Annotated in this window: 14 protein-coding genes, 4 tRNA genes and 1 pseudogene; 7 read left to right on the top strand and 12 right to left on the bottom strand. The window is 35.3% G+C overall.

From position 1 onward, the window contains the following. Positions 1 to 52: 52 nt before the first annotated feature. From ACFILD_RS04700 to ACFILD_RS04680, 5 genes are all read left to right on the top strand, one after another. A complete protein-coding gene (locus tag ACFILD_RS04700) occupies positions 53 to 1,264 on the top strand; it encodes an AI-2E family transporter (protein ID WP_273791170.1) in 1,212 nt (403 codons plus the stop codon). After that, complete coding sequence (gene hdaA / locus ACFILD_RS04695; RefSeq protein WP_375664828.1) at positions 1,261 to 1,950, top strand: DnaA regulatory inactivator HdaA; 690 nt, start codon at positions 1,261 to 1,263, stop codon at positions 1,948 to 1,950. Before ACFILD_RS04700 ends, hdaA begins: the two co-directional genes overlap by 4 nt. 710 nt (positions 1,951 to 2,660) lie before the next feature. Continuing rightward, positions 2,661 to 2,737 (top strand) — tRNA-Pro (locus ACFILD_RS04690). Between the two features lie 89 nt (positions 2,738 to 2,826). Further along, positions 2,827 to 3,132 carry an ETC complex I subunit gene (locus ACFILD_RS04685; RefSeq protein ID WP_273791168.1) on the top strand — a complete coding sequence of 102 codons (306 nt, stop codon included), beginning with the start codon at positions 2,827 to 2,829 and terminating at the stop codon, positions 3,130 to 3,132. A gap of 39 nt (positions 3,133 to 3,171) precedes the next feature. After that, positions 3,172 to 3,248 (top strand) — tRNA-Arg (locus ACFILD_RS04680). Between the two features lie 1,860 nt (positions 3,249 to 5,108). Here the strand turns inward: ACFILD_RS04680 and ACFILD_RS04675 are convergent. The 3 genes from ACFILD_RS04675 to ACFILD_RS04665 all read right to left on the bottom strand — a co-directional run bounded on the left by ACFILD_RS04675 (position 5,109) and on the right by ACFILD_RS04665 (position 7,402). Next, positions 5,109 to 5,183 (bottom strand) — tRNA-Val (locus ACFILD_RS04675). Between the two features lie 96 nt (positions 5,184 to 5,279). After that, positions 5,280 to 5,642 carry a cell cycle two-component system response regulator CpdR gene (gene cpdR / locus ACFILD_RS04670; protein ID WP_005773448.1) on the bottom strand — a complete coding sequence of 121 codons (363 nt, stop codon included), beginning with the start codon at positions 5,640 to 5,642 and terminating at the stop codon, positions 5,280 to 5,282. Positions 5,643 to 6,484: 842 nt separating this feature from the next. Beyond that, positions 6,485 to 7,402 (bottom strand): alpha/beta hydrolase, encoded by a 918-nt coding sequence (locus tag ACFILD_RS04665; protein WP_375629406.1) that lies wholly within the window; start codon positions 7,400 to 7,402, stop codon positions 6,485 to 6,487. Positions 7,403 to 7,660: 258 nt separating this feature from the next. On the opposite strand from ACFILD_RS04665, the gene ACFILD_RS04660 reads away from it, so the two are divergent. Continuing rightward, positions 7,661 to 8,128, top strand: coding sequence for an Hsp20 family protein (locus ACFILD_RS04660; protein ID WP_375664092.1), 468 nt, complete (start codon positions 7,661 to 7,663; stop codon positions 8,126 to 8,128). Between the two features lie 252 nt (positions 8,129 to 8,380). Here ACFILD_RS04660 and ACFILD_RS04655 read toward each other — a convergent pair. Next, positions 8,381 to 8,457, bottom strand: a tRNA-Pro gene (locus ACFILD_RS04655). A gap of 604 nt (positions 8,458 to 9,061) precedes the next feature. Between ACFILD_RS04655 and ACFILD_RS04650 the strand changes: the two genes are divergently transcribed. Next, entirely contained in the window at positions 9,062 to 9,427 is a 366-nt protein-coding gene (locus ACFILD_RS04650) for an iron-sulfur cluster assembly accessory protein (protein ID WP_273791397.1), read from the top strand. Positions 9,428 to 9,497: 70 nt separating this feature from the next. On the opposite strand, the gene mazG is transcribed toward ACFILD_RS04650, so the two are convergent. The 8 genes and pseudogenes from mazG to ACFILD_RS04610 all read right to left on the bottom strand — a co-directional run bounded on the left by mazG (position 9,498) and on the right by ACFILD_RS04610 (position 23,304). Beyond that, positions 9,498 to 10,313, bottom strand: a complete 816-nt coding sequence (mazG, locus tag ACFILD_RS04645) for a nucleoside triphosphate pyrophosphohydrolase (protein WP_375637474.1) — start codon at positions 10,311 to 10,313, stop codon at positions 9,498 to 9,500. A gap of 33 nt (positions 10,314 to 10,346) precedes the next feature. Next, positions 10,347 to 11,276 (bottom strand): lipid A biosynthesis lauroyl acyltransferase, encoded by a 930-nt coding sequence (locus ACFILD_RS04640; RefSeq protein ID WP_273791402.1) that lies wholly within the window; start codon positions 11,274 to 11,276, stop codon positions 10,347 to 10,349. A 6-nt stretch (positions 11,277 to 11,282) separates the two neighbouring features. Then, a pseudogene (locus ACFILD_RS04635) lies at positions 11,283 to 12,312 on the bottom strand (zinc-binding dehydrogenase). 58 nt (positions 12,313 to 12,370) lie between these two features. Continuing rightward, entirely contained in the window at positions 12,371 to 13,645 is a 1,275-nt protein-coding gene (locus ACFILD_RS04630; RefSeq protein WP_375643180.1) for a beta-ketoacyl-ACP synthase, read from the bottom strand. Positions 13,646 to 13,660: 15 nt separating this feature from the next. Continuing rightward, positions 13,661 to 14,836 carry a beta-ketoacyl-ACP synthase gene (locus ACFILD_RS04625; RefSeq protein WP_375660607.1) on the bottom strand — a complete coding sequence of 392 codons (1,176 nt, stop codon included), beginning with the start codon at positions 14,834 to 14,836 and terminating at the stop codon, positions 13,661 to 13,663. A 10-nt stretch (positions 14,837 to 14,846) separates the two neighbouring features. Beyond that, the gene (locus ACFILD_RS04620; protein ID WP_005773457.1) at positions 14,847 to 15,131 is read right to left on the bottom strand and encodes an acyl carrier protein; all 285 of its coding nucleotides are present in this window, start codon (positions 15,129 to 15,131) and stop codon (positions 14,847 to 14,849) included. A 189-nt stretch (positions 15,132 to 15,320) separates the two neighbouring features. Further along, positions 15,321 to 17,639: an NADP-dependent malic enzyme gene (locus ACFILD_RS04615; RefSeq protein ID WP_375664827.1), complete on the bottom strand. Its 2,319-nt coding sequence runs from the start codon at positions 17,637 to 17,639 to the stop codon at positions 15,321 to 15,323. 1,105 nt (positions 17,640 to 18,744) lie between these two features. After that, the gene (locus tag ACFILD_RS04610; protein ID WP_273791391.1) at positions 18,745 to 23,304 is read right to left on the bottom strand and encodes a hypothetical protein; all 4,560 of its coding nucleotides are present in this window, start codon (positions 23,302 to 23,304) and stop codon (positions 18,745 to 18,747) included. Between the last annotated feature and the right edge of the window lie 559 nt (positions 23,305 to 23,863).

Here is a 23,863-nt window from a genome sequence, read left to right as displayed (position 1 = left end):
CCTTATTTTGAAGTTGTTTATAATTTTTTGTGAAGAATTTTTAGGATATTTTATGAGCAAGATATCAGATAATCACGGACAGTCCTCTTGGCAGCTTATGAGAAAGAAAGTGAGTGAGAATACATCTCGTGATCGTTATAAGACTTATGTGCCAGCGTATACTCAATTACCTTTGCCGAATAATATGAAAAGGCAAATCTTTTTTTGGCTTGGTACGCTGATTTTTTTCATTTTTTTTATGTTTGTTTTTGGATCAATTTTGCTTCCTTTTGTGGCAGGGATTGTGTTGGCTTATTTTCTCAATCCCATTGTTCAATTACTTGAAAAATTTGGTATTCGTCGTGTGTTTGGGACTGTCCTTATCACCCTATTTATTGTTATTACCTTTGTTGCTGCTTTAATTATTTTGATTCCTGTTATTAGTTGGCAAATACAGCAATTTATGAGTGATGGTTTACCTGTTTACATTAATCGTATTCAAACCTTTTTTGTTGAGCATGATTTTGATTGGTTAAGGCGCTATTTTGGAAGTGATCCAAATGAATTACGGAATAATATTAAAGGATTTTTGGGAGAAGGTTCGGATTTTATTACGTCTCTTTTGAATTCACTTTTAAAGTCAGGAAAATCAATCGTTAATATCGTTAGCCTATTTGTTGTGGCACCTGTGGTGGCATTTTATATGTTATTAGATTGGCCACGTATGGTAACAGCAATCGATTCGTTAATACCGCGTGATCATCTTGAAACTGTTCGTAGTATTTTTCATGAAATGGATAGAGCTATTGCAGGCTTTGTTCGTGGACAAGGAACAGTTTGTCTCATATTGGGAGGCTATTATGCTATTGGTTTAACGATTGCAGGACTCAATTTTAGTCTTTTGATTGGTATGTTTATTGGTCTTATTAGCTTTGTTCCTTATATCGGCACAATGAGTGGTTTGGTCCTTTCTGTTGGTATTGCATGGGTCCAGTTTTATCCCAATAATTGGGGGGGAATCATCGTTGTGATGGCACTTTTTTTAATTGGTCAGTTTATTGAAGGTTATATCCTTCAACCCAAGCTTGTAGGTTCATCAGTGGGATTACATCCCGTATGGTTGATGTTTTCACTTTTTGCTTTTTCTTCACTCTTTGGTTTTACTGGTATGCTTGTTGCTATTCCTGCGGCCGCGGCTGTTGGCGTTTTAGTTCGTTTTGCTCTTCATACTTATCTGAGTTCTCAGATGTATTCGCGAAGCGGAAATTCGGAGCCGCTAAAATGAATGGGCGTGAAACGCAATTATCTTTAAATTTTCCCTATGATCCGATTTTTCAATTTGAGGATTTAGTGGTAACGGAAAGCAATCGTATGGCTTTTCAGCTTATTGATCACTGGCCCAATTGGAGCTTACCTATTGCAGTTTTGGTTGGTAAAGAAGGCTCTGGAAAAACGCACTTTTCTAATATATGGCTCCAAAAAGCAGATGCTTTCAGGATTCAGCACAATGAAATTGATCAGGCTATTACTATGGCTTCTTTAGGCAGATCATTTTTAATAGAGGATATTGATACAGGTGAAATCAATGAGACAGAACTTTTTCATTTAATTAACAGTATTAAGCAAGCAAATCTTGATGCACGACAGGCTACTTTATTGATGACGGCACAAACACTTCCTTCCGCTTGGAATTTAATGTTAAATGATCTAAAAAGTCGTCTTAATTCGGTGATGTTCGTTGAAATTAATCAGCCTGATGATGCATTGTTAACAGCTGTTGCATTTAAGCTTTTTTCAGATAGGCAACTTATTGTACATCCAGATACGGTTTATTATCTTGTAAGTCGTTGTGAACGTTCTTTATTTTCATTGAAGCGTGTTATTGATTTTGTTGATCAGTTGGCATTACAAAGAAAAAGAAAAATAACACGTTCTGTTATTGCTGAAGTTTTGAATAGAAGAAATCCGTAAATACTCCTTATCATGGCTTACTTATTCTGTCCTTCTACTATCGTTTCAATACGTGGAAAGACAAGTCATTTAAATTTTCTCCTTTTTGGATATCTATATAAAAGTAAAAAATAATATTTTTTACTTTTATCATGTGTTTATTTTAAATAGCTTTGAGATTTTATTGTATGATGTTGAATTCTTTCCATCTTCGCATTTGAAAATTTTTCTAAAAAGAGCGCTTTATTTTATTTATAATAAAATCTTTGTGCTTTGAAAAAATGTTTGTTGTTTATGGATTTGGATTGTAGAAGATTCTAGAATTTTTAATAAAAGCGTCTTTGGGAAGATAGAAAAAGAGAGGAAAAAGCTTAATACAGCTGAATTTTTTGGCTTATGTGCTCTTTGGAAAAGTTTTTCTATGATATTTAAGTCATTTTTTTCTAAAATTGTATCTGTGGAATGCATTTTGATACAGTGAGAGCTTGCTTAAAAAAGGACAAAAATTATGAAGTCCTTATAGAGAAATTCATTCTTTTTTAATATAGATTGGATTTTCTACGGAGGTTATTTTCTACTACTTGTTAATAAATCTGTTATTGAGTAGGGAAAAAAATTTAAAAATGTGCTTTTTTGTAAAGAAATGCAACAAAATTAAAAAAAAGTGTGTTTTTCTCTTGCACTTCTGTTGTGAAAATTTTAGGAAATGTGCATCAAGTAAATGTAAATGGCGGAGCGTAGCGCAGCCTGGTAGCGCACCTGATTTGGGATCAGGGGGTCGTAGGTTCGAATCCTATCGCTCCGACCATATTTGATTGAGTGTGTGAGAATGACCCAATTGGGTACGTGTGGTGAGAAACTATCATTCAAGCGTTGTGTAATCTGAAGGAAAAAGGCATGATCGCACGTATTTATAGTCCTGCTAAGACAGCTATGCAGTCAGGTAAGGGGAATACAGGTTTTTGGATTCTAGAGTATGAGCCGGTGAAAGCGAAAATGCTTGAACCTCTTATGGGGTACACGGCAACGTCTGATATGAATAATCAGGTAAGAATCCGATTTAATAGGAAGGAAGAAGCGATTGCTTTTGCGCGTAAGAATGCTATCTCTTACCGTGTAGAAAAGAAACATACGTCGATTCGACGTGCTATTTCTTATTCTGATAATTTTCGCAGTGATCGGCAGCATTCTTGGACACATTGAATTAAAGATGCTATTTTGAATTGAGAAAATAATCAGTTGGGTCCCGTAGCTCAGCTGGATAGAGCAACGGCCTTCTAAGCCGTGGGTCACAGGTTCGAATCCTGTCGGGATCACCATGTTTAAATGATATTAATAGGCTATAAAAAGTTAGAGAGTTTTCCTTTTATTCTATTAGCTTATTTTTCTGTAAACTCCCGAACCTTTTTGATGTTTTTTGGTTGATTTTGTTGCTAAACGTTTTCTGTTGACTGTTTTAGTATAAAATGATGCTGTTTTCTCTTTTTTCAGTAAAAATTGCTTTTGATTGCTGAAACTTTAGCATTGCATATTCTTGCCGCGTGTTGCTACTATATCACATGCTTTAGGAAACAGATTGCAAAAACTCTTTTTTACGAGCTTCTTTTCATCTTTCTGAAAATGAATATTTTATTTCTTAGATTAGATTTAAGCATTGCGGCTAATGCTGGTGAAATTGCCAAAAAACATCTATTGTGATTTTTTTTATTTTTTATGAATAATATTATTACGTTTTTCAGCATGATCTTTGGTAAGATCGATTTTGATTAGATACAAGGCATGATGGATTCGATTTAGAACTGTTTATGATGAGAATTTACAGACGGCACAAGAGGTAGGGAATATCTTCTTGTCTTGGAAGCTGTGATTCATAACGAATTACTTCTTTATAGTTTTTTCGTATAAAAAGTTGTTATATGTGCCGTCCAGATAAGATATTGTTTTTTTCAATGAGAGACACTTGCGGACAATTTGATTTAACATGATTGTCACTTTTTCTCAGGTAGGGTTATAGGTTGCATCAATGTTTAGGTTTTCTTAGTCTTATAGGTTTAAGAATGTATACTGTGTATTTATATGAATGAAGATAGATTGTATCTTAGAGTTAAATTTTTAGATTTCATATTTACATTTTCAAATGTTTTTTCTTATTTCTTTATAGTTTGTACATCATGTTAGAAGTATTTTAATATTGGATAACAATCACATTAAAATGTTATGCAGATGAGATCTGAAGATCTAAACTCACACGGTTCAAGGTGATCATTATTTCAATAAGAATATAGTGTGAGGAGAATGCCATTTTACAGGCTTTGTTTTAAGAGATATCTCTTAAAGCTCACTTCACGCTGGCACTCGTGAATGGTACAATGATAAATCCATTGAGCTCCATCATCTTTACACTTATGAAGAAATAAGCTGACGCTATCATATACTTTGCCTATTTGTCAGCCTCCGATGTTGCAATAGATCTTAGCACTTAAGGCATTTATCGGCATTTTTGTGCTTTTTTATACAATTTTTACTTAATACTAATTCCTCTTATGACGTGTAAGAGAGACGGTTTTGTTTGATTCAATATAAATTAGGTTTGAAATGAGAAAACATTACGATATTCGGATTTCTCATTGAACATGGCAAACAATAAAACATGATTATAAATCAATGTATTTTTAGAATGAAAAAATTTTCTTTTATCGTGTTTTTTTTACTATTTTTAATATTTTATTATAATCTGTAATTGGTAAACTCAAAATACAGCTCTAAGGTTAAGTGTTTTATATCTATCGAAGTGACTGTGGTTATATCTAACTGTTTGGACAACAAGTGTATACCAATAGACATGAAAGAATTAAGAAAAACAGGGGATAGATCAGGAAATAAACAATATTTTTTAGAACAGAAGCCTATGCTTGTCGCAAAAGTTTTACAATCAAGACTTCTGATCCGTTGAGGCGTGAAGCTGTTGGCATGTTTTTTAGAACTTTAGAGGATTTTTCACAAGAGGATTTAGAAGCATTCAAAACATTATTAGAGATGATTAGCGAAGCGCAAAGAAAAGAAAATGCTACTGTTGTAGAGAAATGTTAGAAAATCCTATTCCCTTAACTTTATTAAGGTATCCCTCATAGCAAAAAACACTTGGAAAACCAATAAGTTATTGTTGATATAAAATGCAATGGTGGGCGTGACAGGGATTGAACCTGTGACCCCTACGATGTCAACGTAGTGCTCTCCCGCTGAGCTACACGCCCATTCATTGATGTTGCATACACCATATAGAATGCCAAACGTCAATGCCTAATTTCATTTTCTCTTTCAACAGATGCAAATAACTTTAAAAATACTTTTTAAGCAGCGATAAGGATCTTTTCAACTTCATTGACGAGTTCACGTAAGTGAAATGGCTTAGAGAGAACCTTTGCATCAGGAGGGGCATCACTATTTGAATTGAGTGCTACTGCTGCAAAACCTGTAATGAACATTACTCGTAAATCAGGGTCAATCTCAGTAGCACGTCGTGCAAGTTCGATTCCGTCCATCTCTGGCATCACAATATCAGTCAGGAGAAGGGAAAATGGCTCTTCTTGTAAACGTTCATATGCGCTAATACCATTATCGAAATCGGCGACTTCGTAGCCTGCACGTTCTAAGGCTTTTACGAGAAAGCGACGCATATCGTTATCATCTTCTGCGAGCAGGATTCGTTTCATGATTATGTTCCAATGGCTCCATTTGTCAGAGTTTTGCCGCATCAATTATACAATATAGAGTATTTAGAAAAAAGATGGTAAAATGCTCATAATTGAAATGAATGGCAAAATGGTTAATTCTTACATTCTTATTCAGAATACAGCATATTCGTTGTGAGTTGGTTAAATTCGAAATATATGTGATTTTGAAAAAAGAAGGGGGGCTCTAAAACTTCTAAGATGATTCATTGCTATCTTTTCTTTTAAATTTGCTGATTATTATCAGAATTCCATTAAAAAACTTATGAAAACCATTATTGTAGGGACTTCCTATATCGAGAAATTAAAAGAATATTATGTTAATTTATTGTTTTTAAAAAGTTCTCCTAAGAAATAGAAATTTTATAGTTGTTTGTTTTTATAGAGATTTGTAATAAATATTATAAATGCGCTTTATTTCCAGTTTTTTTCCTTAAATAGATGAAAAATATTATTTTTCTAGATATAATATTAAATGAGTATTTTATAACAAATCAAAAATAGTATTTTGATGCTTTATTTATAAATATGTATCATGTTATATTAAGATAGATTTATTATTTTTATTTATATAAATAGTTTTTTATTAAGTTATTTTTTATGATATAAAATAATATTGTTTAATGTAATGATATACTTTGTATATTAGTTTTTTTATTAGAATGCGTGGTGAATATTTAGGTCATGGCTTGTCTGTAGAGGCTAGAAAACGAATCATATGAGTGGTTGGAAAGTAAAATCCATTATATTAAAAAGTGTTTGTAGATCCAATGCTCGTAGAAAATTTCTTTTTTGATAGGGCGGAGCAGAATTAAGGTTTAGTGTTATTTTACAGATACATTATCGGGAATAAATGCATCAAATGCAGCCCAAAATTGCTTTTTATAATCTTCGTTAACCATAATTGTATCCAGTTCAGCGCCTGTAATAGTAATACTTTCTGTCAGACGTGTGTGTTGGCATAATTGCTGCACTTCAATGTTGTTTGCAATATTATTTTGATTGGCAAGAATAAAGAGTGTTGGGATTCGTAAATCTCCATGAAGTACATTTCTCTTCACAGAATCAATCGCATTAAATACTGATGCTATCCATTGGGATGTTGGGGGCTTAATGGAAGAGAGCGGCACTTTATGTATGTGTCCCAATTGTATATTTTTTTGTTTTGTTTTGTTTAATTTTTTACCATCTTTCGCTGGTATAAAGCCAAGACCTATATCAGAAAGAAATTGTGTTAATTTATGTTGAAAACCATTTGTTTTATTGCCGAATGGAGCAAAAAGGGGAGAAACACAGAGCAATCTATTAAACTGATGATTAATGAGATCTAATCCGCTAAGTGCTATCAATCCACCTATGCCGTAGGCAAGCATAGAGTAAGGTGGCGGACAATTAGGATAAACAATATTTTTAAGAAATTTATATAAGTCATTAATATCGTTATTTATATCAAAATAATGATGTCTGTTTTGTTTTCTTATCTTGAGGGATGTTTTTTCTTGATCAAACCAGTCAAATATTGCTGTATGAAAACCGCGTTTAGAAATTTCATTTATTAATAAAAAATATTTTTCTAAAGCATTTGCGTAGCTTTTGAGAATAACAATTGTTCCCTTAGATTTTTCCACCTCAGGATATGTTATAGCAAAACGAATTTCATGATCTATTGCTATTTTAAGAGTACCATGATGGACATTAAGAGGAGTGGCCCCCCAGTCTATGGGATAAAGAGGTGTTTCCAATTGAAATCCTTTACAGTGTATTTGCTGCTTAGTGCTTTGACATTTATGTAATGAAGAAAAAGGATTTAAAAAGGGGTATATTGCTTTTTAGATAGTTTTTATCAATTTAGGTCCCAAAGAGTTGAAATAAAGAAAAACGATTACTAGATAATATAGTGCGGTTGCCATGATGGGGCCGCAGGTTCACAAGTAAGTTTGCCATGTGGGAACTTTGTGAATTAGTTATAAATTATAGTCGCTCTAGAGGAGGGCAATATTATGCGTCAAGTAGATTTTTCACCATTTTATCGTTCCACAGTAGGTTTTGATCATCTTTTTAACTGGTTTGATTCTAGAACACAACCAGACGAAGTTTCTTCTTATCCCCCTTATAATATCGAGCGTTTAACTGAAGATTCTTATAGAATTTCTATGGCTGTTGCTGGTTTTTCTCAAGATGAAATTGATATTGAAACGCATTGTAACCAGCTGATCGTTAAGGGAGACAGAAAGTCTAAAAATGATGATGAAGAGCGAGAATTCCTTTATCGAGGTATTGCTTCGCGTGCTTTTGAACGGCGTTTTCATTTAGCTGATCATGTTAAGGTTATTGGGGCAGAACTTGGAGATGGACTTCTTCATATTCAGCTTAAAAGGGAAATGCCAGCTGAATTAAAACCTAAAAAGATAACCGTACAGATGTCACCATCCACTACAAAAAATGATAACAGCGACATTATCGTGTAAAGAAAATTTAGAAAATATGAGATCGAATAATTATAAATTTTTCTGAAGAATAAAAAACGCGAGACAAAAGGTCTCGCGTTTCGTATGTGTTTTCCTAAGAACGAAGCGCATTTAAATAAAACAGCTTATCTCGAATTTATGATAAAATATCATTGCACATTATTCTATGTTGAAGAAAAATTTCATGTGTGTGCAATTGAAATGCATAATAATTCACTTTTTAAGTAAGCTTATTTTATAGCATTTTAAAAATGGTCGGAGCGGCGGGATTTGAACCCACGACCCCTTGACCCCCAGTCAAGTGCGCTACCAAGCTGCGCTACGCTCCGAGTTTGTGTAAAACGATTAAATGACTGTTTCTTTAAAGGCAAGAGAAAAAATAAACAGAATAATCTAAAATGCTCTTGCACTTAGAGCTTTTGAAAGTAAAAATTTTGGACATCAATATTTTGTTGTTAATTCAAGATAAATAACGAATTTGTAAAATTCTTTGTGATCATTAAATTTTTAGCACTATAGTTAATAGATGTATGCATTTAATTACTTTTGAGATTGTGAGGGGGTAAGATTGGTGACTTTAGGGGTATGAATTGGAGCAAATGAGTGCGGAAGGTATATTTTTTTTCTTACCTAATCGTTACTTTTCTAAAAAGATAAAGATTTTCAAAAGAAGAGGAGTGAATGTATGGTTTTGAAAAGTTTTCGTTTTTTTAGAGTTTTTATAGATGAGGTATTTTGCATTTTATGTGGACAAAAAATTGTAAGTTCTGGATTATATAATCACAAATCTCATTTTACGGGTATGTATTTTTATCCAAATAAACAAGGTCAGAATGCTTTAATTTATGTTTTGTTTTTTTTCTGAAATATCAGATAAAATATTATAGAGGAAAAACTTTCAAAGTGTCTATTGAACTAAGAAAAGAGTAAACTATGAGCCGTTTTTCGGTAATAAATTTGACGCAAGCAGCAGTGGATCGTGTTAAAGCAATTATGGATGCAAAAGATGCACAGGGTATTCTTGTTGGTATCAAAAAAGGTGGTTGTGCAGGGATGGAGTATACAATTACTCTTGTCAAAGAAAAGGGGATAGATGCGGATGTTGTTGAAGTGAATGGTGCCCGTGTTTTTGTAGCACATGATGCGGTATTATTTTTATTAGGGACGCAGATGGATTATGAAGTGACAACGCTGCGGTCTGGTTTTATCTTTAAAAATCCTAATCAAGTTTCAGCATGCGGGTGTGGAGAATCGGTGGAACTTCGTCCTGCTACGCAGGATCAATATAAAACAAATTGAGCTGAGCTAAATTATAATTTAGTAATTTTAGAGGGTATTGTTCTTTTAGGTAGAAGAAATCTACTATTTTTTATTGTTCATTTTTAGCTTGCTTCCAAAGTGCTTCCATTTCATTCAAGGATGCGTCAGTGAGTGTTTTAGATTGAGTGGATAGCTTTTCTTCAATATAGGCGAAACGATTTCGAAATTTTATATTCGTTTTTTTTAATGCTTTTTGTGAATCAATCGCTAAGTGGCGCGCGAGGTTAAGGAGTATAAAGTAGAGATCTCCAAACTCTGCTTCTATCTCTGAGTTTTGTTTATTTTTGATGGCTTCTTTGAGCTCTTCGAGTTCTTCTTCTATTTTTTCAAAAACTTTATCACTTTTTTGCCAATCAAAACCTACTTTAGCTGCTGCTTCTTGTAAAGCAAGTGCCTCTTGGTTTGCTGGCTGGATTTGTTTTACTTTTGCGAGTATGCTTGTGGAGGAATTGTTGTTTTTTTCTTCGCACATTCTTTTTTGTTCAACCTGTTCTCTTTTTTTTATATATTCCCACTCCTCTTTTATAAATCCTCGTTTTTTTTGCTCGGCATTTCCAAAAACATGAGGATGGCGTCGAATCATTTTTTCCGTGATTGCATAAACAACATCTTCAAAAGTAAAGCTGCCTTCTTCTTGTGCTATGGTAGCATGATAGACAACTTGTAAAAGAAGATCCCCAAGTTCTTCACAGAGATCCTTTCGATTCTTTCGTTCAATGGCATCGATGACTTCGTAAACTTCTTCGAGCATATAGGGTATGAGGGATTCAAAAGTTTGTTTTTTATGCCAGATACAACCATTATCAGAGTTTCGTAATGCAGTGATAATTGCTGTGAGATCTTTGATATCTTTTGAGGCTAACATTTTGCACTTCCTTTATAAGCAATAGAGCTTATGTTAGATGTCCCAACGCCTATGTAACCACATCCATTGTCCAGGATATTCACGGACCCAAGATTCAACAATATCATTTAATTTTTGCGTAGAAGCAGCTATATCGATATCATTTTTTTCATCACGTGGAAGTTCTACATGTTCATATAACTCTAAACGATGACGTCCACTAGGCAAACGAATACAACGTGCTGGATAAATATCACAGTCATATTGTCGAGCAAGTTTTATAATTAAGGGGTTTGTTTTAAGAGGTCTGTTAAAAAATGTTCCCATGATACCGCGGCGAAATTTTTGATCAACGAGCATACCAACATTTTCACCTTCTTCTAATTTGGCTGCTAATGCCCATGCTGCTCCGGCCTTGGAGGGAACAAGGTGTCCCATAGAAGTTTGTCGTGCTTTAAGGATTCGTTTGGCAACATAGGGATTATTGGGTGGTCTAAATAATACCGTAACATTAAGATCAAAACTTTGTGCACAAATAGGCAGAAGTTCAAAATTTCCAGTATGTGCGGTGAAAAAAATATGTGGTTTTTTTTCATTTTTTAATCGCTCAAATATTTCAATACCTTTAACCTCAATGAAACCTGGCTCGTCTGCATGAGGATCAAAATCAAAAATTTTATCAAGAAAAATATATTCGGCTAGGAAACGTCCTATATTTTCCCACATTTCTATTGCAATCGCACGGAGTTCTTGCTCTGTTTTTTCTGGATATGCACTCCTAAGGTTTGCAAGTGTGATTTGATGACGATGTACAAGGGGACCAATTTTTTTTGCTAACCAAGCAAAAAAAGAAATTCCCATTTTGGCTGGAAAACATTTTAGAATAAATAAAGAACCAAAGAGCAGATATGCCCATAACAAGTAGGATATTTTTTTAGCTATAATTTTAATACGATATATGAGATTTTTAAGAGAAAGCTTCATCATGATTTAATCGATTTTAAGGATAATTTTACCAAAAACATCACGGCTCTCCATTCGTTTTAAAGCTGTATCAATTTCATCCAGCCCAACAATTGTATCAATGACAGGGTGTACGGCTTTTTGTGCCATTTTTTGCATGGCATTTTTCATATTTTCCATACGGCAGCCAAATGAACCGAATATCTTAAGCTGTTGCTGGAATAATTGCATGAGATTTATTGGTGCTGAAACACCAGAGGTAGAACCGCAAGTCACTAAACGTGCTCCTTTTTTCATACATAACAGAGAACCGTTCCATGTATCTACACCAACATGCTCAAAAACAACGTCAACACCTTTTTTTTTGGGTTAATTTACGCACTACACCTTCAAAACGATCTTTACGATAATTAATCACATGATCTGCCCCAAGAGAGTGTGCTTTTGCAATTTTTTCATCTGAACCTACAGTTGTGATAACTGTACAGCCCATGTGTTTTGCAAGTTGAATGGCTGCAGAACCAATACCTGAGCCACCAGCCTGTATCAGGATTGTTTCTCCTGCTTGTAGTTTTGCGTTATCGAAAAGCATATGTTCTACGGTACCAAAAGTAATTGGAGCAACTGCTGCTTGCAATTCATCACATTGGGGTGGTGATGGAACTAATAAACGTGCTGGCAAATTGACAAGCTCACACGCAAATCCATCAAGGTGAAAACCGTAGACTCCCTTTACCTGACTGCAAAGATTATCCCGTCCTTCATGACAAGCTTGGCATGCTCCGCAGGTTTGTGCACCATAAATTGAGACAATCTGTCCAAGTTGGAGATGTTCAACGCCATCTCCTATTTGTATAACCTCACCAGAGGCTTCTGCACCAATGATGAGTGGCATTTTTCTTTTCGCAAAAGCCATGCCACGCCATCCCCATACATCAATATGATTAAGAGCAACGGCTTTTATCCGCACAGTTACTTCACCTATACTAGGTGAAGATGGCGGGGAAATATTGATGATTTCAAGCCGACGATCATCGAAGAGTTGCAGTGCACGCATTATCATCCCCCTTAAATATATTATTAGGTTAGCGTTATAAAATTTTATTATTAAAGGATTATCCTTTATATGCAGTGATAACAAGACTCATATTTTGACCACCAAATCCAAATGAGTTTGACAAAACCGCATTGACACAGGCCTTACGGCTATGATGAGGAACAACATCTAAAGGGATCGCAGGGTCAGGATTATCATAATTTATTGTCGGTGGAAGTATCCCCGATTGAATGGTTAAAAGCGAAAAAACCGCTTCTATTGCACCAGCAGCAGTTAATGTATGCCCAATCATTGATTTATTAGAAGAGACTGGAATATGCTTTAAAAGATCACCGAATACTGTTGATAATGCAAGATATTCCATTTTCTCATTTTCAGGTGTTGAAGTTCCGTGGGCATTAATATAATCAATTTCATTGATAGTTATTTTTGCATCGTCTAAAGCTTTGCGAACGGATTCAATTGCTGGTGATGCATCGGGTTTTGAACGTGTACGGTGAAAGTCATCAGCGGTTTCTCCACAGCCAGCTAAAATTCCTAAAACTATAGCATTACGGTTTAATGCGCTTTGAAGAGATTCAAGAACAAGAGCGCCTGAGCCTTCTGCCATAACAAAACCATCTCGATCACGGCTAAAGGGTTTTGCTGCTTTTTCTGGAGGCTCATTCTGAGTTGAAAGAGCAGATAGTAACGAAAAACGGATGAGAGATTCTGCTGAAACTGATCCATCTGTCGCAATTATAAGAGCTCGATTTGTTTCTCCCCGTCTAATAGACTCAACACCTAATTGAATTGCTGTTGCACCAGATGCACAGGCAGTGGAAAGTGTAACAGGAAGTCCTTTTGTGCCAAATGTTTTTTGAAGTTTTTCTGCAATTGCACCAAATTGTGTGGCTTCAAAAAGCGTCTCATGGAGTTTATCCTTACAGACTTTAAGAAGATGTGCATAAGAAGGCTCATTATTGAATTCTTCCTCTTGATCAAGACTAAAACGTGCTTTCCATTCAAGTTCAACAGGAGGAGCAGCTAGAAAGAGTGGTCCATTAAATTTTTTTTTATCAATAGCAGCTTGTTCTAAAGCTTCTTCAGCAGAAAGATGTGCAAGCTTCTCAGAGAGAGCTGAAGCACCAAGTGTACTTTCTTTAAGAAAATCAATTGTTCCAGCAATATATGTATTTAATCCCTCAACGGGAAAACGTGTTATTTTGTGGATACCACTTACACCACTTGTTAATTTTTGCCAATTTTCATGTTTCCCTTGTCCCAGTGATGTGACAATGCCTGCACCAGTTATTGCTACAAGTGGACGCCCAAAATGATCATGATATTTCACTATAGAAATTCCCCTTCAAACAGCTGTAAGACGCACAATACCTTCAGCTCTTTTTATACCAATAGTTGTAACAAATATTTCACGTACTTCTTTAGAAAAAGGTTTTTCATGAGGACTTAACGCTGGAAAACAATGTTTTTTTTCAATTGAAAGTGCTGCAAGAGCTAGAGCTAGAGGAAATTGTGCTTCCCTCATATAACCAAATAATGTTGTAATGCCACGATAAGATAGATCAGCATTATCAAGAGCATTTTGTTCTGCTTTTGTTGCTTCGTGAGCTCCTGAGGCTGCTGAAATGGCTAAGGCAGATTTAGCGCCAGCAGTTTTTAACATTGTTGCAATTGACTCTCTAAGTGGAATTTTGGTTCTATCTGTTTGGTCGGTAATAATTTGGTTAATTTCAGCATAAGCACGTGCGTTGCGTTTTTTGGCATGTTCTCCACTTTCAATAACTAGGAAGATACCACCAGAACCGGCTATGATACCGCCGCCGGGGTGGATTTCACGATCCCACACTGGGCTCCATCCATTATGGGTTAAAAGACCACCAAGTTCATGCGCCAACAACATATCATAACTTTGTGCATTATAGGAACTTCCTACAAGAGCATGGGTGCTTTGACCTGATTTAATACGAGCTACAGCAATTTGAAGTGCAGAAAGACCACTGCCTTCTTCTCCCATAAATGTACGAGATGATCCAGTGACTTTATGAACAATTGAAATGTTTCCTGCCAAAAGGTTTGAAAGTTGTGCCAAAAATAATGTTGGGCGAAGTTCAGTTGAAAGAGCAACATTTAACATAGAGGTATGATCGGCAACTGTGCGCGCTTTAGAAAGAATCTGTGTATCAACAGTAATATCACGTTCTCCCCCACTTGCAGCTACGATCATATCCATTGTTGAAGTGAGTTGTTCATTATTTTTCATGCCGGCATCATCAAGAGCAAGACCAGCCGCATAGGTACCAAGACGCTGCCATGTTCCCATTTGCCGTTGATCACTTTTTTTAGGAATTTGTAAACTCCAATCAATTTCGGGCAATTTATGAACCGTGTAGGGTGAAAAAGTTGTATAATCTAGGTTTGGTGTACGGATTGGATCATTTAAGAGATTCCAATGTTGATCAGTTCCTTCCCCCAGAGAGCTTATGAGACCTATACCAGTGATGAATACAGATTGATCATGCATGGCGAAAAAACTACTCCGCCTGTTTTAAGGCAACGAGATCATCAATTTTTGCACAAAGGTTTTTAAGAACAAAGTATTCTTCTGTTGCAACGGTACCTTCGTTGACTTCTTGTGTCCATTGTTCTAGAGGGACTTTTATTCCGAAAGCTTTATCAATAGCGAAAACAATATCAAGAAAATCAAGACTGTCGATTCCTAGATCGTCAATTGTATGACTTTCAGGTGTAATTGTATTGCGATCAATTTCACTGATTTCTGCAATGATATCAGCAACTTTATCAAACGTGGAAGGCAATGTACGGATTCCTTATTATAGAGTTAGTAAATTCAAAATACATTTAATATTGTTCTTCTAGCCTTTTTTCTCTTTTAAAAAAAGACTTAATCCAGAATATAGCTGTCTTTATCTATAGAGAAAAGAGGTTTACAGTACATGAAATACTATATCTCAATATTTAAAAAACTTTGAAATTTTATTACGCATTTATTTTATGAGACTATTTTTTCTATTGGCAGCAAGGACAGCAAGGGCTGTTATATTAACAACTCCCCGGGAAGTTACTGAAGGTGTTAAGATATGGGCGGGACGTGCTGCCCCGATTAGAATAGGACCAACATGGAGTGCATTTGTGAGGCTTTTAACAGTGTTGAGCGTGATATTGGCTGAATCAAGTGTTGGAAAGACAAGCAAATTAGCTTCACTTTTAAGACGAGAATTAGGAAAAACACGATCACGAAAAACTTTGGAAAGGGCAGCATCAGCATGCATTTCACCATCTGCTTCTAAATCAGGGTGTAATTTGGCAAGAATTTCTGTTGCACGTCGCATTTTACGCGCACTTTCTGTGTTTTTAGAACCAAAGTTTGAGTGTGATAATAAGGCTGCTTTTGGTGTTATTCCAAATGCTTCAACTTCTTGAGCTGCCAACACAGTCATTTCAGCGATTTCTTCTGCAGAAGGATTTTCATTGACGTAAGTATCTGTAAGGAAAAGAGTACGTTGTTGAGAGATAAGCAAACTCATAGCAGAAAAACGGTGAACATTAGGATCAAGACCGATAATTTGTTCAATCAATTCAAGTTGGCGTTCAAAGCGTCCTTCTAAGCCGCAAATCATTGCATCTGCTTCTTCACGCATAACGGCAAGGGCAGCAATAGCCGTTGTTGATGTTCTCACTACTGTTTTTGCCATTTCAGGCGTAACACCACGCCTTCCTGTATAATGAAAAAACAAATTAACATAATCACGAAAACGTGGATCATCTTCAGGGTTTGTTAATTCAAAATCTATACCGGGACGAATTCTTAAACCAAAGCGTTTTAATCTTGCTTCTACGACATGTGGACGGCCGATAAGGAGGGGCGTTGCTGTTTGTTCTTCAATGACAACTTGTGCTGCACGAAGGACGCGTTCATCTTCACCATTGGCATAGATGACGCGTTTACGTTTTGCTGTTTTTGCTGCAGCAAAAACAGGTTTCATTGTTAAACCAGAAAGAAAGACAAATCGATTGAGGATATCATAGTAGGCCTCCATATCTTCAATGGGACGAATGGCGACACCAGTTGCCATTGCTGCTTTAGCAACAGCGGGAGCAATACGCAGTATTAAACGCGGATCAAAAGGAGAGGGGATCAGATAGTCTGGTCCAAAATTGGGTGGTTCTTTTGAGTATGCACGTGCTACAACATCTGAAGTTTCTTCACGTGCAAGGGCAGCAATCGCATGAACAGCGGCCATTTTCATTTCTTCATTAATTGCACTAGCACCTACGTCTAATGCACCACGGAAGATATAGGGAAAACAAAGGACATTATTAACTTGATTGGGATAATCAGAGCGTCCTGTGCAGATCATTGCATCTGGTCGTATAGAGCGTGCTTCTTCAGGCATAATTTCTGGTACTGGATTAGCTAGCGCTAAAATGAGTGGATTTTGAGCCATTCTTTTAAGATATTCAGGCTTTAAAACACCACCCGCAGATAGGCCTAGAAAAATATCCGCATCATCAATAATATCAGATAAAGTTCGTGCGTCCGTTTTTTGTGCGTAATTGATTTTCCAACGATCCATAAGGGTCTTGCGACCTTCATAAACAACCCCCTCTAAGTCACTAAGCCAAATATTTTCAACTTTCGCCCCAAGACGAACCAAAAGATTAAGGCAAGCGAGGGCAGCAGCACCTGCACCTGAGGTAACTATTTTTGCATTTTCAATTTTTTTTCCTGAAAGATTTAAGGCATTTAATACAGCAGCAGAAACAATAATGGCAGTTCCATGTTGGTCATCATGAAAAACTGGAATTTTCATTTTAGCACGAAGCTTTTCTTCGATGTCAAAACATTCAGGAGCCTTAATGTCTTCAAGATTAATACCACCAAATGTAGGTTCTAAGGTCGATATTGTTTGTACCATTTGTTCTATATCGGATGCATCAATTTCAATATCAAAAACATCAATATTCGCAAATTTTTTAAATAAAACGGCCTTGCCTTCCATAACTGGCTTGGAAGCGAGTGGACCAATGTTTCCTAAACCAAGAACAGCAGTTCCATTGGATATAACAGCGACTAAATTAGCACGGGAGGTATATTGAGCAGCAAGATTGGGATCTTCATGAATCGCAAGACATGGTGCTGCAACGCCTGGAGAATAAGCAAGAGCTAAATCACGTTGATTATCAAGAGGTTTTGTTGCTTGTATTTCCAATTTTCCAGGTTTTGGGTGTTGGTGATAAAAAAGTGCGGCACTGTCAAGTTCAGCTTTTGGTGAACTGAAATCACTATTTCGTTCTCTAGACATTTTTATGATATCCAAGTTAGCGTATGTGTATATGAGATGTTCCATCTACGATAAGGTTTTGTCCACTAATAGATCCTCATTTCTCTGAATATCAAAATGCATGAGTATGAGAAAACTCTTCTGGATCGTAAAACCAGTTTGATGATTCTTTTTGTTTGTGCACAATGAATAATTTCATTGATAGCAGCACGATTAGTTTTTTCTTTCCTTAATAAAACGCGTAAAAATTGATTAGTCTACAAACAAATAAAATATTACTAATGATTACATTACCAAGCCATTATTTTTTTTGCAATGCTTACAAATTAAGGAAAAAAAAGAAGAGTGTTTTCTATTAACTTCATCTTCTTTATTTAAATTTCTATAGGGAGATAGAAGAAATTTTAAATAACAATTTGCAATTTATAAATTGTTTTTGCAGCTATTTAAAAGGAAACTGGAACTTTTTGTTTATTATTCAATTGAACTCTTAATAATGCGAGCTGTATAGTTTTAATATACTGACAAATCTGTGTTTTAATAAACGAAAAGTATATCCGAAACAGCTGTAATTGCATGTTTTATACCTAAAGTTCATATATTCCGTATAATGCGTTACTTTATAATTTATAATGAATCATCTCGTATGTTGAATAGGAAATTTGAATACAATAAGCTTCTTTTATTTCAAATTCACCTAATATAATAAAAAAACATTTACTTACATAATTCAAACGAGAGTAATATGTGGATAAAAACATTAAAAAAATAAATAGAAGTGTTTCTATAAGCTATTTTAATACAAAAGCATGAATTTTTTTCACAATTAATAAAAATAATTATTACCGATTTTGTACCTTTATGAAACTATGAAAAATAAAGAAGTTAAGAAAAAGATCAGGAAATAGAAAACATGCTTTATCATTCTTAGAATGATATGTTGTTTGATAAGCCATTACGCTTCTTTAGGGTTATTGCTTAGGATATCAAAGAAAACTCGCATGCCAATTATCCCAACCTTTGAAGTACAAAGCTACAGTTGAAAGAAAAGTACTCTATGATAAGCCATTAAAACAACTGGAGAGAGAGAAAGTGGAAAAAATATTTTTTCCACTTTTCTTATTTGTTATTGGATTCGACCACTTGCATGAGCAAGCATAGTGTAAACTTTTCCGGTATCTGATATCAAGTACTTGCGAACTGAGTTGGAAGAGCCAGAACTGCGCGATATATCACGTAAGAGCTTTTCGAAATCTGTAACATATTGATTCACTGAACGTTTAAACCCAAAATCGCTCATATATTTTTTCTTAATCATTTCAAATATTTTTTGTCCATTTAAGGTATAAAGGCGTTCTGTTACGATGTTTTTTTGTCCACGTTGATAATGATCCCATAGCTCAACAATGGCATTGTGATTAATAGCTTGCACTATACCAGAAGCTAATGAATTAAGAGAGCAGTTTGCAGGAGATGGTTTTGTTTGCACTGATGTTAAAACATCATCACTAGGGGGAGCATCATAAAATGTTTCTTCACGTGAAGCTCTTTCTAAGAGATTTGATACCCATTTATTTGGTCTTTTTTTGCTTTGATCTTGTTGCAAGATAGGCTTAGGTGGCACAATCTTTTTAACAGACTCAGTGGAACTGTCACTTTTTTGATTAAATATTGATGATGTAGGAAATGCTGATATTAGCTGTTTTTGTACGCTCTTTTGATCATTTTGTATAACACTGACTAAATCTTGTAACGCTGTAATCTGTTCATTCAAAGCTGTGCGAATTGTTTGCGTTGTTTCTTTTGTTTTTTCTGGAAGTTTTTTTACATTTTCATTGATATCATTATTAATCTTTGAAAGCTCTAAACGAACTTCATCAGCGGAGCGACGTATATCTTCTGCTGCTTCTGAAAAACGCGTTGATGCTTCACTAACAAGCTTATTAAGTGATTGTTGGAATGAATTTGTGGAGTTACGCGCATTCTTATCAGAGCGTTCAAGTGCTAAGTTGAAGATTTTTTCATAATGCCCAATCATTTGATTAATTTCATGAGACTTTGAAACAAGAGCATCGCTTAATACAGAAAGCGTATTATGTTTTTCTTCAAGTGTTGCACTAAGTGAATTTTCAGACTGTTCAAGAACATGAATAGTTTGGGAAAGTGTCTTTGCATGTTCACCAAAACTGCTCGTTATATGATTAATTTGTTCAAAGGTACTCTTTGAAAGTCCTTGCAGAATTTCAACATTAGTATTGAGTGCTTGATTTGAGGCTGACAAACGCTCTGCTACTTGGTCCGTGTTGCGGAAAAAATTATTCGTACTCTCATTAAACTGCCCATCAATATTTTGAACAGCCGATAATAAAACATTACTATTTTCGTGAAAATTGTGAATTGATTGATTCAACTGTGTTAAGATGGATGAGACATTATTAACAAGTTCTTCCTTCATAATCGTTATTGTTTGAAGTGTTTCAGAGTTGGCTTTGGTTAAGCTATTCACTAAAGATTCATTATGTGCATAAATTCTTTGTTCAGCATCTTGTGTGGAAAGAGAGAGTTGTTCACCGATATGCTGTGTTAAAGAATCAATTGATTCTGTCGTATTTTGCGCTGCTTGATTTAAGTGATTTGTAAGCTCTGTTATTTTTCCAACATGTTGTGAAATTTGTGTTGTTGTTTGATTTCCAGCATCTTCCAGACGGCTCGTGACATCAGAGAGCTGATATCCTAAATTATTTTTAAGATTTTGCATAGAGTGATGAAGAACATCACAGCGTTCATTAAGGACTTGCTCTATTGCTGTTGTTGATGTGTGAATAGTTTCATTCAATAATGCTTGTGCATTATGACTGGCTGTTGCGAAAGCTTCGACAGTATGCGCTGTTTGTTCAGACAGAACGGACAGAACTTTTTCACTGGTATCATAAACAGTTTTTTTGACATTTGATACAATGCGATTGCCTGATTCTGAGAGAATATTTTCTGCTTGTGCAGTAACATTTGTAACAGATGAAAGAATTTGTTCACTCGTAGAAGAAAGAATATCAGAAGCTTTTATAATCTTATTATGCAGGTTATCTGTAACTGTATTAACAGAGTCTTCTAAGGTTACACGCATATTGTCAACACTACTTTCCAGCGCTTGTTGAATTATCTGACTTTGCTCATTATTAAGAATGAGAGACGTTTTTAACGTGTCAGAACGTTCCTCAATAACAGATGTTTGCATATCAATGGCTTCACAGATTTGGCTGAATTTTTCAGATAATGTTTCCTCTAGCGTTGTTGTTCGTTCAAAAATTTTGTGTGCACGATCTTCTAGATCTGTATCAAATGATTCCATACGTGTTTCAAGGGTTTCAAAGAAAACACCACTCGATTGAGAAAGAGTATTCTTTAAAATTTCGGCATGGTTTTCAAGGTTTCTGATATGATCTTGAACCGTTTCAGTAATGTTTTTATTATTGGCGACAATTGCACTCTCAACTAAATCTATTTGTTGTTTCAATGCAACATCGACACGTATATCACTTTTTGCAATGAGGTTATGGATTGTTTCCATGCGTTGCTCAAGTGTGCGTGCTTGATCGGCAAGAACTTCATTGAGAGAAAAACTATTAATCGCTAAAGAGTCGCGCAGAGCATCGGCACGGATATCAATATTTCTCGCCTGTGCTTCTAAAGCATCTTGGGTTGTATTGCAGCTTTGTACAATGACATCTTGTAGCTTTTCAGTGCATTGAATGATGTTTGTAATATGATTTTCAGCTTGTTTATCAACGACTTGAACATTATCAGCCAAAACTTTTTCAATATGAGAAGTATTTTGGGACAAAACATCAATTTGATTTCTTAATGTATCCGCAATTTTATTTTTCTCGTTATCGAGCATGTCTGCCATAAGAGCTCGTTGATCAGAAAGTTGTACTTTAAAATCTTGTGAACGTTCTTGTATGATATCAACAATGGCATTGTCGACATATTGAATTTCTTCTCTCAGACTTTCTTTACTTTTATCAATTGCAGAAAGAATAGCTTCACGTCCATTTGTAAATGCATGGGTAATGTCTGCTGTTTTTTCTTGGAGGTTCTCATTTATTTTCAAGACATGAGCTTCCAAGAAGTTACCAAGTTTTTCAGCATTATCCTCTAAAGCCTGACTGCGTTCTATAAAGGAATCAATGATGGAATCACTATGTTCTTTAAGAGAAAGATCAACAGTTGCTAAACGTTGTTCAAAGGCTCCAATTGCTTGCGAGGTTACGTTATCAAATTTAGAAGAGAGTTTATGTGCTTGGTCGTCGAGCTTTAAGATCTTCTCATCAAAATTCTGTAGAGATTGATTATTACGATCAATAAGAGCTTTATCCAAGGCTTTAAACTTTTCATCGACAGCGTGCAAAGTTTGATCTGTTACTGCTTGTATATGTGTTGCAATTTTAGCAACATGTACTTCCGCTTTTTCTGCTGTTTCATTAAAGGTTTTTTCTATTTGTTTTTCATTATGATCAAATCGTTTTGCAAAACCATCAAAGTTTTTTCCTAATTCATGAAAAAATTCCGTGTTTTTCTGCTGAATTTGTGTTGTTGTTTTGTTAAATTTTTCAACAAGTTGATTTGTTACGCCATCACCGGCATAGGAAAGTTTTTCAACAAGGTCTTCACCTTGTTTTTGTAAAGTTTGAGAAAGGGTTTGTGCAAGCTTTTCAACATTGGTCACAATGTTAGAGGTAACCAAACCAAATTCATCACTCAGTTGTTCTTGGGTTCCTTTAATTGTTGATTGTACGCGATCTGCGTGATTCAAAATGGCTATGCGTTCATTACTCAATTCTTTGATTAATGTGTGAATGCGTGATTCATTCTCAGCATAGGCTTGTTCTAGATTGTGAACTTCACCTTGTATGATTGCTTCAAGTTCAACAGCACGTCCGAGGGTACGTTCAATACCTTCGTTCATTGCCGCTACTTCTTCACGAATGGTTTGCCCTATAGCAATAGCTTGTTTTTCAGATAGATGTTGTGGTTCACTAAGGCGCTGTGCAGCATTGGTCATAAGAAGCGCAATATTATGCAAGTCGTTTGAACGTTTTGTTAATTGAGCAACGCCCCAAGATATAAGGATAGGAATTGCTGTTCCGGCTGCTACAGCAAGTCCTGTTGGGGATGTAACAAAAGTGCTGATATTGGATAAAGAGCTGAGTCCGGTAGGTGCGAGCTTATGCGCAATAAAAGCTCCTCCCGTTGCCCATAAAGCACTAAGCGCTGTTGTATACCAGTAGACTCGAGAGGAAGAACGCTGCTTGAATGGTCCAAAATTTACAGGGGTTGTTATATCATCATTTGCAGGAAGAAGTTTTGTAGGCAATAATGTATTATGAACAGTTCCACCTGAAATATCAGGTGAAGGTTTTGGAGCAAAAAGCTGTTCAACAACGGATTTATCAATAACAGCTTCATCATGAATATTAGAAACAAAAGTTGACGTACCGTTTTCAGCAAAAAATTCTTCTTCTGCCATTGCAATTTTTTGAATCAGATCATCAACATTAACAACATTTTCAGAATTATTGGATGATATCGTTTCAAATCCTGTGTCATCGAAATCAAAGTTCATAGCTTTTGTGAGGGCTTCTTCAACTTCAACTTCAAATGTTTGCAATTTGGTTCTGCGTGCCATACTCGCCTCGTACTCTTACAGCCGGAAAAGGGATACGTCCTCTTCCACATAATTTCTATATACTAGCTGTTAATTATTTAGAAAGGAATATGCTTAGGGAAAAATTTTAAAAACTTATCAAGATAAAGTTAACGCAGTTTCTTATACCCTGTTTAAAAATGTTATAAAATATAGTAAAAACAATTTATTATTTAAATCTAACAAAAACAAAAATACTGTTTACAACTTGTGTTTATAAAAAGCTTTATAAGCCGGCAGTCTTTGAAATAAGGACAATTTAATAGCAGTTATATATACAGTAAGGTGCGAACGCCTCTCTTTAATACCGATAATCGTTAATAAATGTTGTTGTCCGCTTACTTTTATTGATTCTAAACGAAGCAGTTTCATCATCACATATAGTCTGTAATAGCTTAGGACGTATAAAAGTATGCCTTTGAATTGTAAGCTCATAAAAAAGTAAACGTGGAAAAATTTTTAATTTAGTATAGCTTTTCGTAAGCTGTACTTTATTATTGCCTTAAAGAGCCGTTTTTTCTCTAATTTCAGTTGTTTGTTG

Source organism: Bartonella sp. CL162QHHD, from assembly GCF_042195435.1.
Classification (GTDB): domain Bacteria; phylum Pseudomonadota; class Alphaproteobacteria; order Rhizobiales; family Rhizobiaceae; genus Bartonella.
Note: the sequence above shows the minus strand (reverse complement) of the source record. Positions and strands in the feature narration are given on the sequence as shown.

Excerpts from the sequence above, each read along its gene's own strand:
- ACFILD_RS04650 (WP_273791397.1), top strand. The coding sequence starts at position 9,062 with ATGAGCCGTTTTTCGGTAATAAATTTGACGCAAGCAGCAGTGGATCGT.
- hdaA (WP_375664828.1), top strand. The coding sequence starts at position 1,261 with ATGAATGGGCGTGAAACGCAATTATCTTTAAATTTTCCCTATGATCCG.
- ACFILD_RS04625 (WP_375660607.1), bottom strand. The coding sequence starts at position 14,836 with ATGCATGATCAATCTGTATTCATCACTGGTATAGGTCTCATAAGCTCT.
- ACFILD_RS04660 (WP_375664092.1), top strand. The coding sequence starts at position 7,661 with ATGCGTCAAGTAGATTTTTCACCATTTTATCGTTCCACAGTAGGTTTT.
- mazG (WP_375637474.1), bottom strand. The coding sequence starts at position 10,313 with ATGTTAGCCTCAAAAGATATCAAAGATCTCACAGCAATTATCACTGCA.
- ACFILD_RS04640 (WP_273791402.1), bottom strand. The coding sequence starts at position 11,276 with ATGAAGCTTTCTCTTAAAAATCTCATATATCGTATTAAAATTATAGCT.
- ACFILD_RS04610 (WP_273791391.1), bottom strand. The coding sequence starts at position 23,304 with ATGGCACGCAGAACCAAATTGCAAACATTTGAAGTTGAAGTTGAAGAA.
- ACFILD_RS04700 (WP_273791170.1), top strand. The coding sequence starts at position 53 with ATGAGCAAGATATCAGATAATCACGGACAGTCCTCTTGGCAGCTTATG.
- ACFILD_RS04615 (WP_375664827.1), bottom strand. The coding sequence starts at position 17,639 with ATGTCTAGAGAACGAAATAGTGATTTCAGTTCACCAAAAGCTGAACTT.
- cpdR (WP_005773448.1), bottom strand. The coding sequence starts at position 5,642 with ATGAAACGAATCCTGCTCGCAGAAGATGATAACGATATGCGTCGCTTT.
- ACFILD_RS04685 (WP_273791168.1), top strand. The coding sequence starts at position 2,827 with ATGATCGCACGTATTTATAGTCCTGCTAAGACAGCTATGCAGTCAGGT.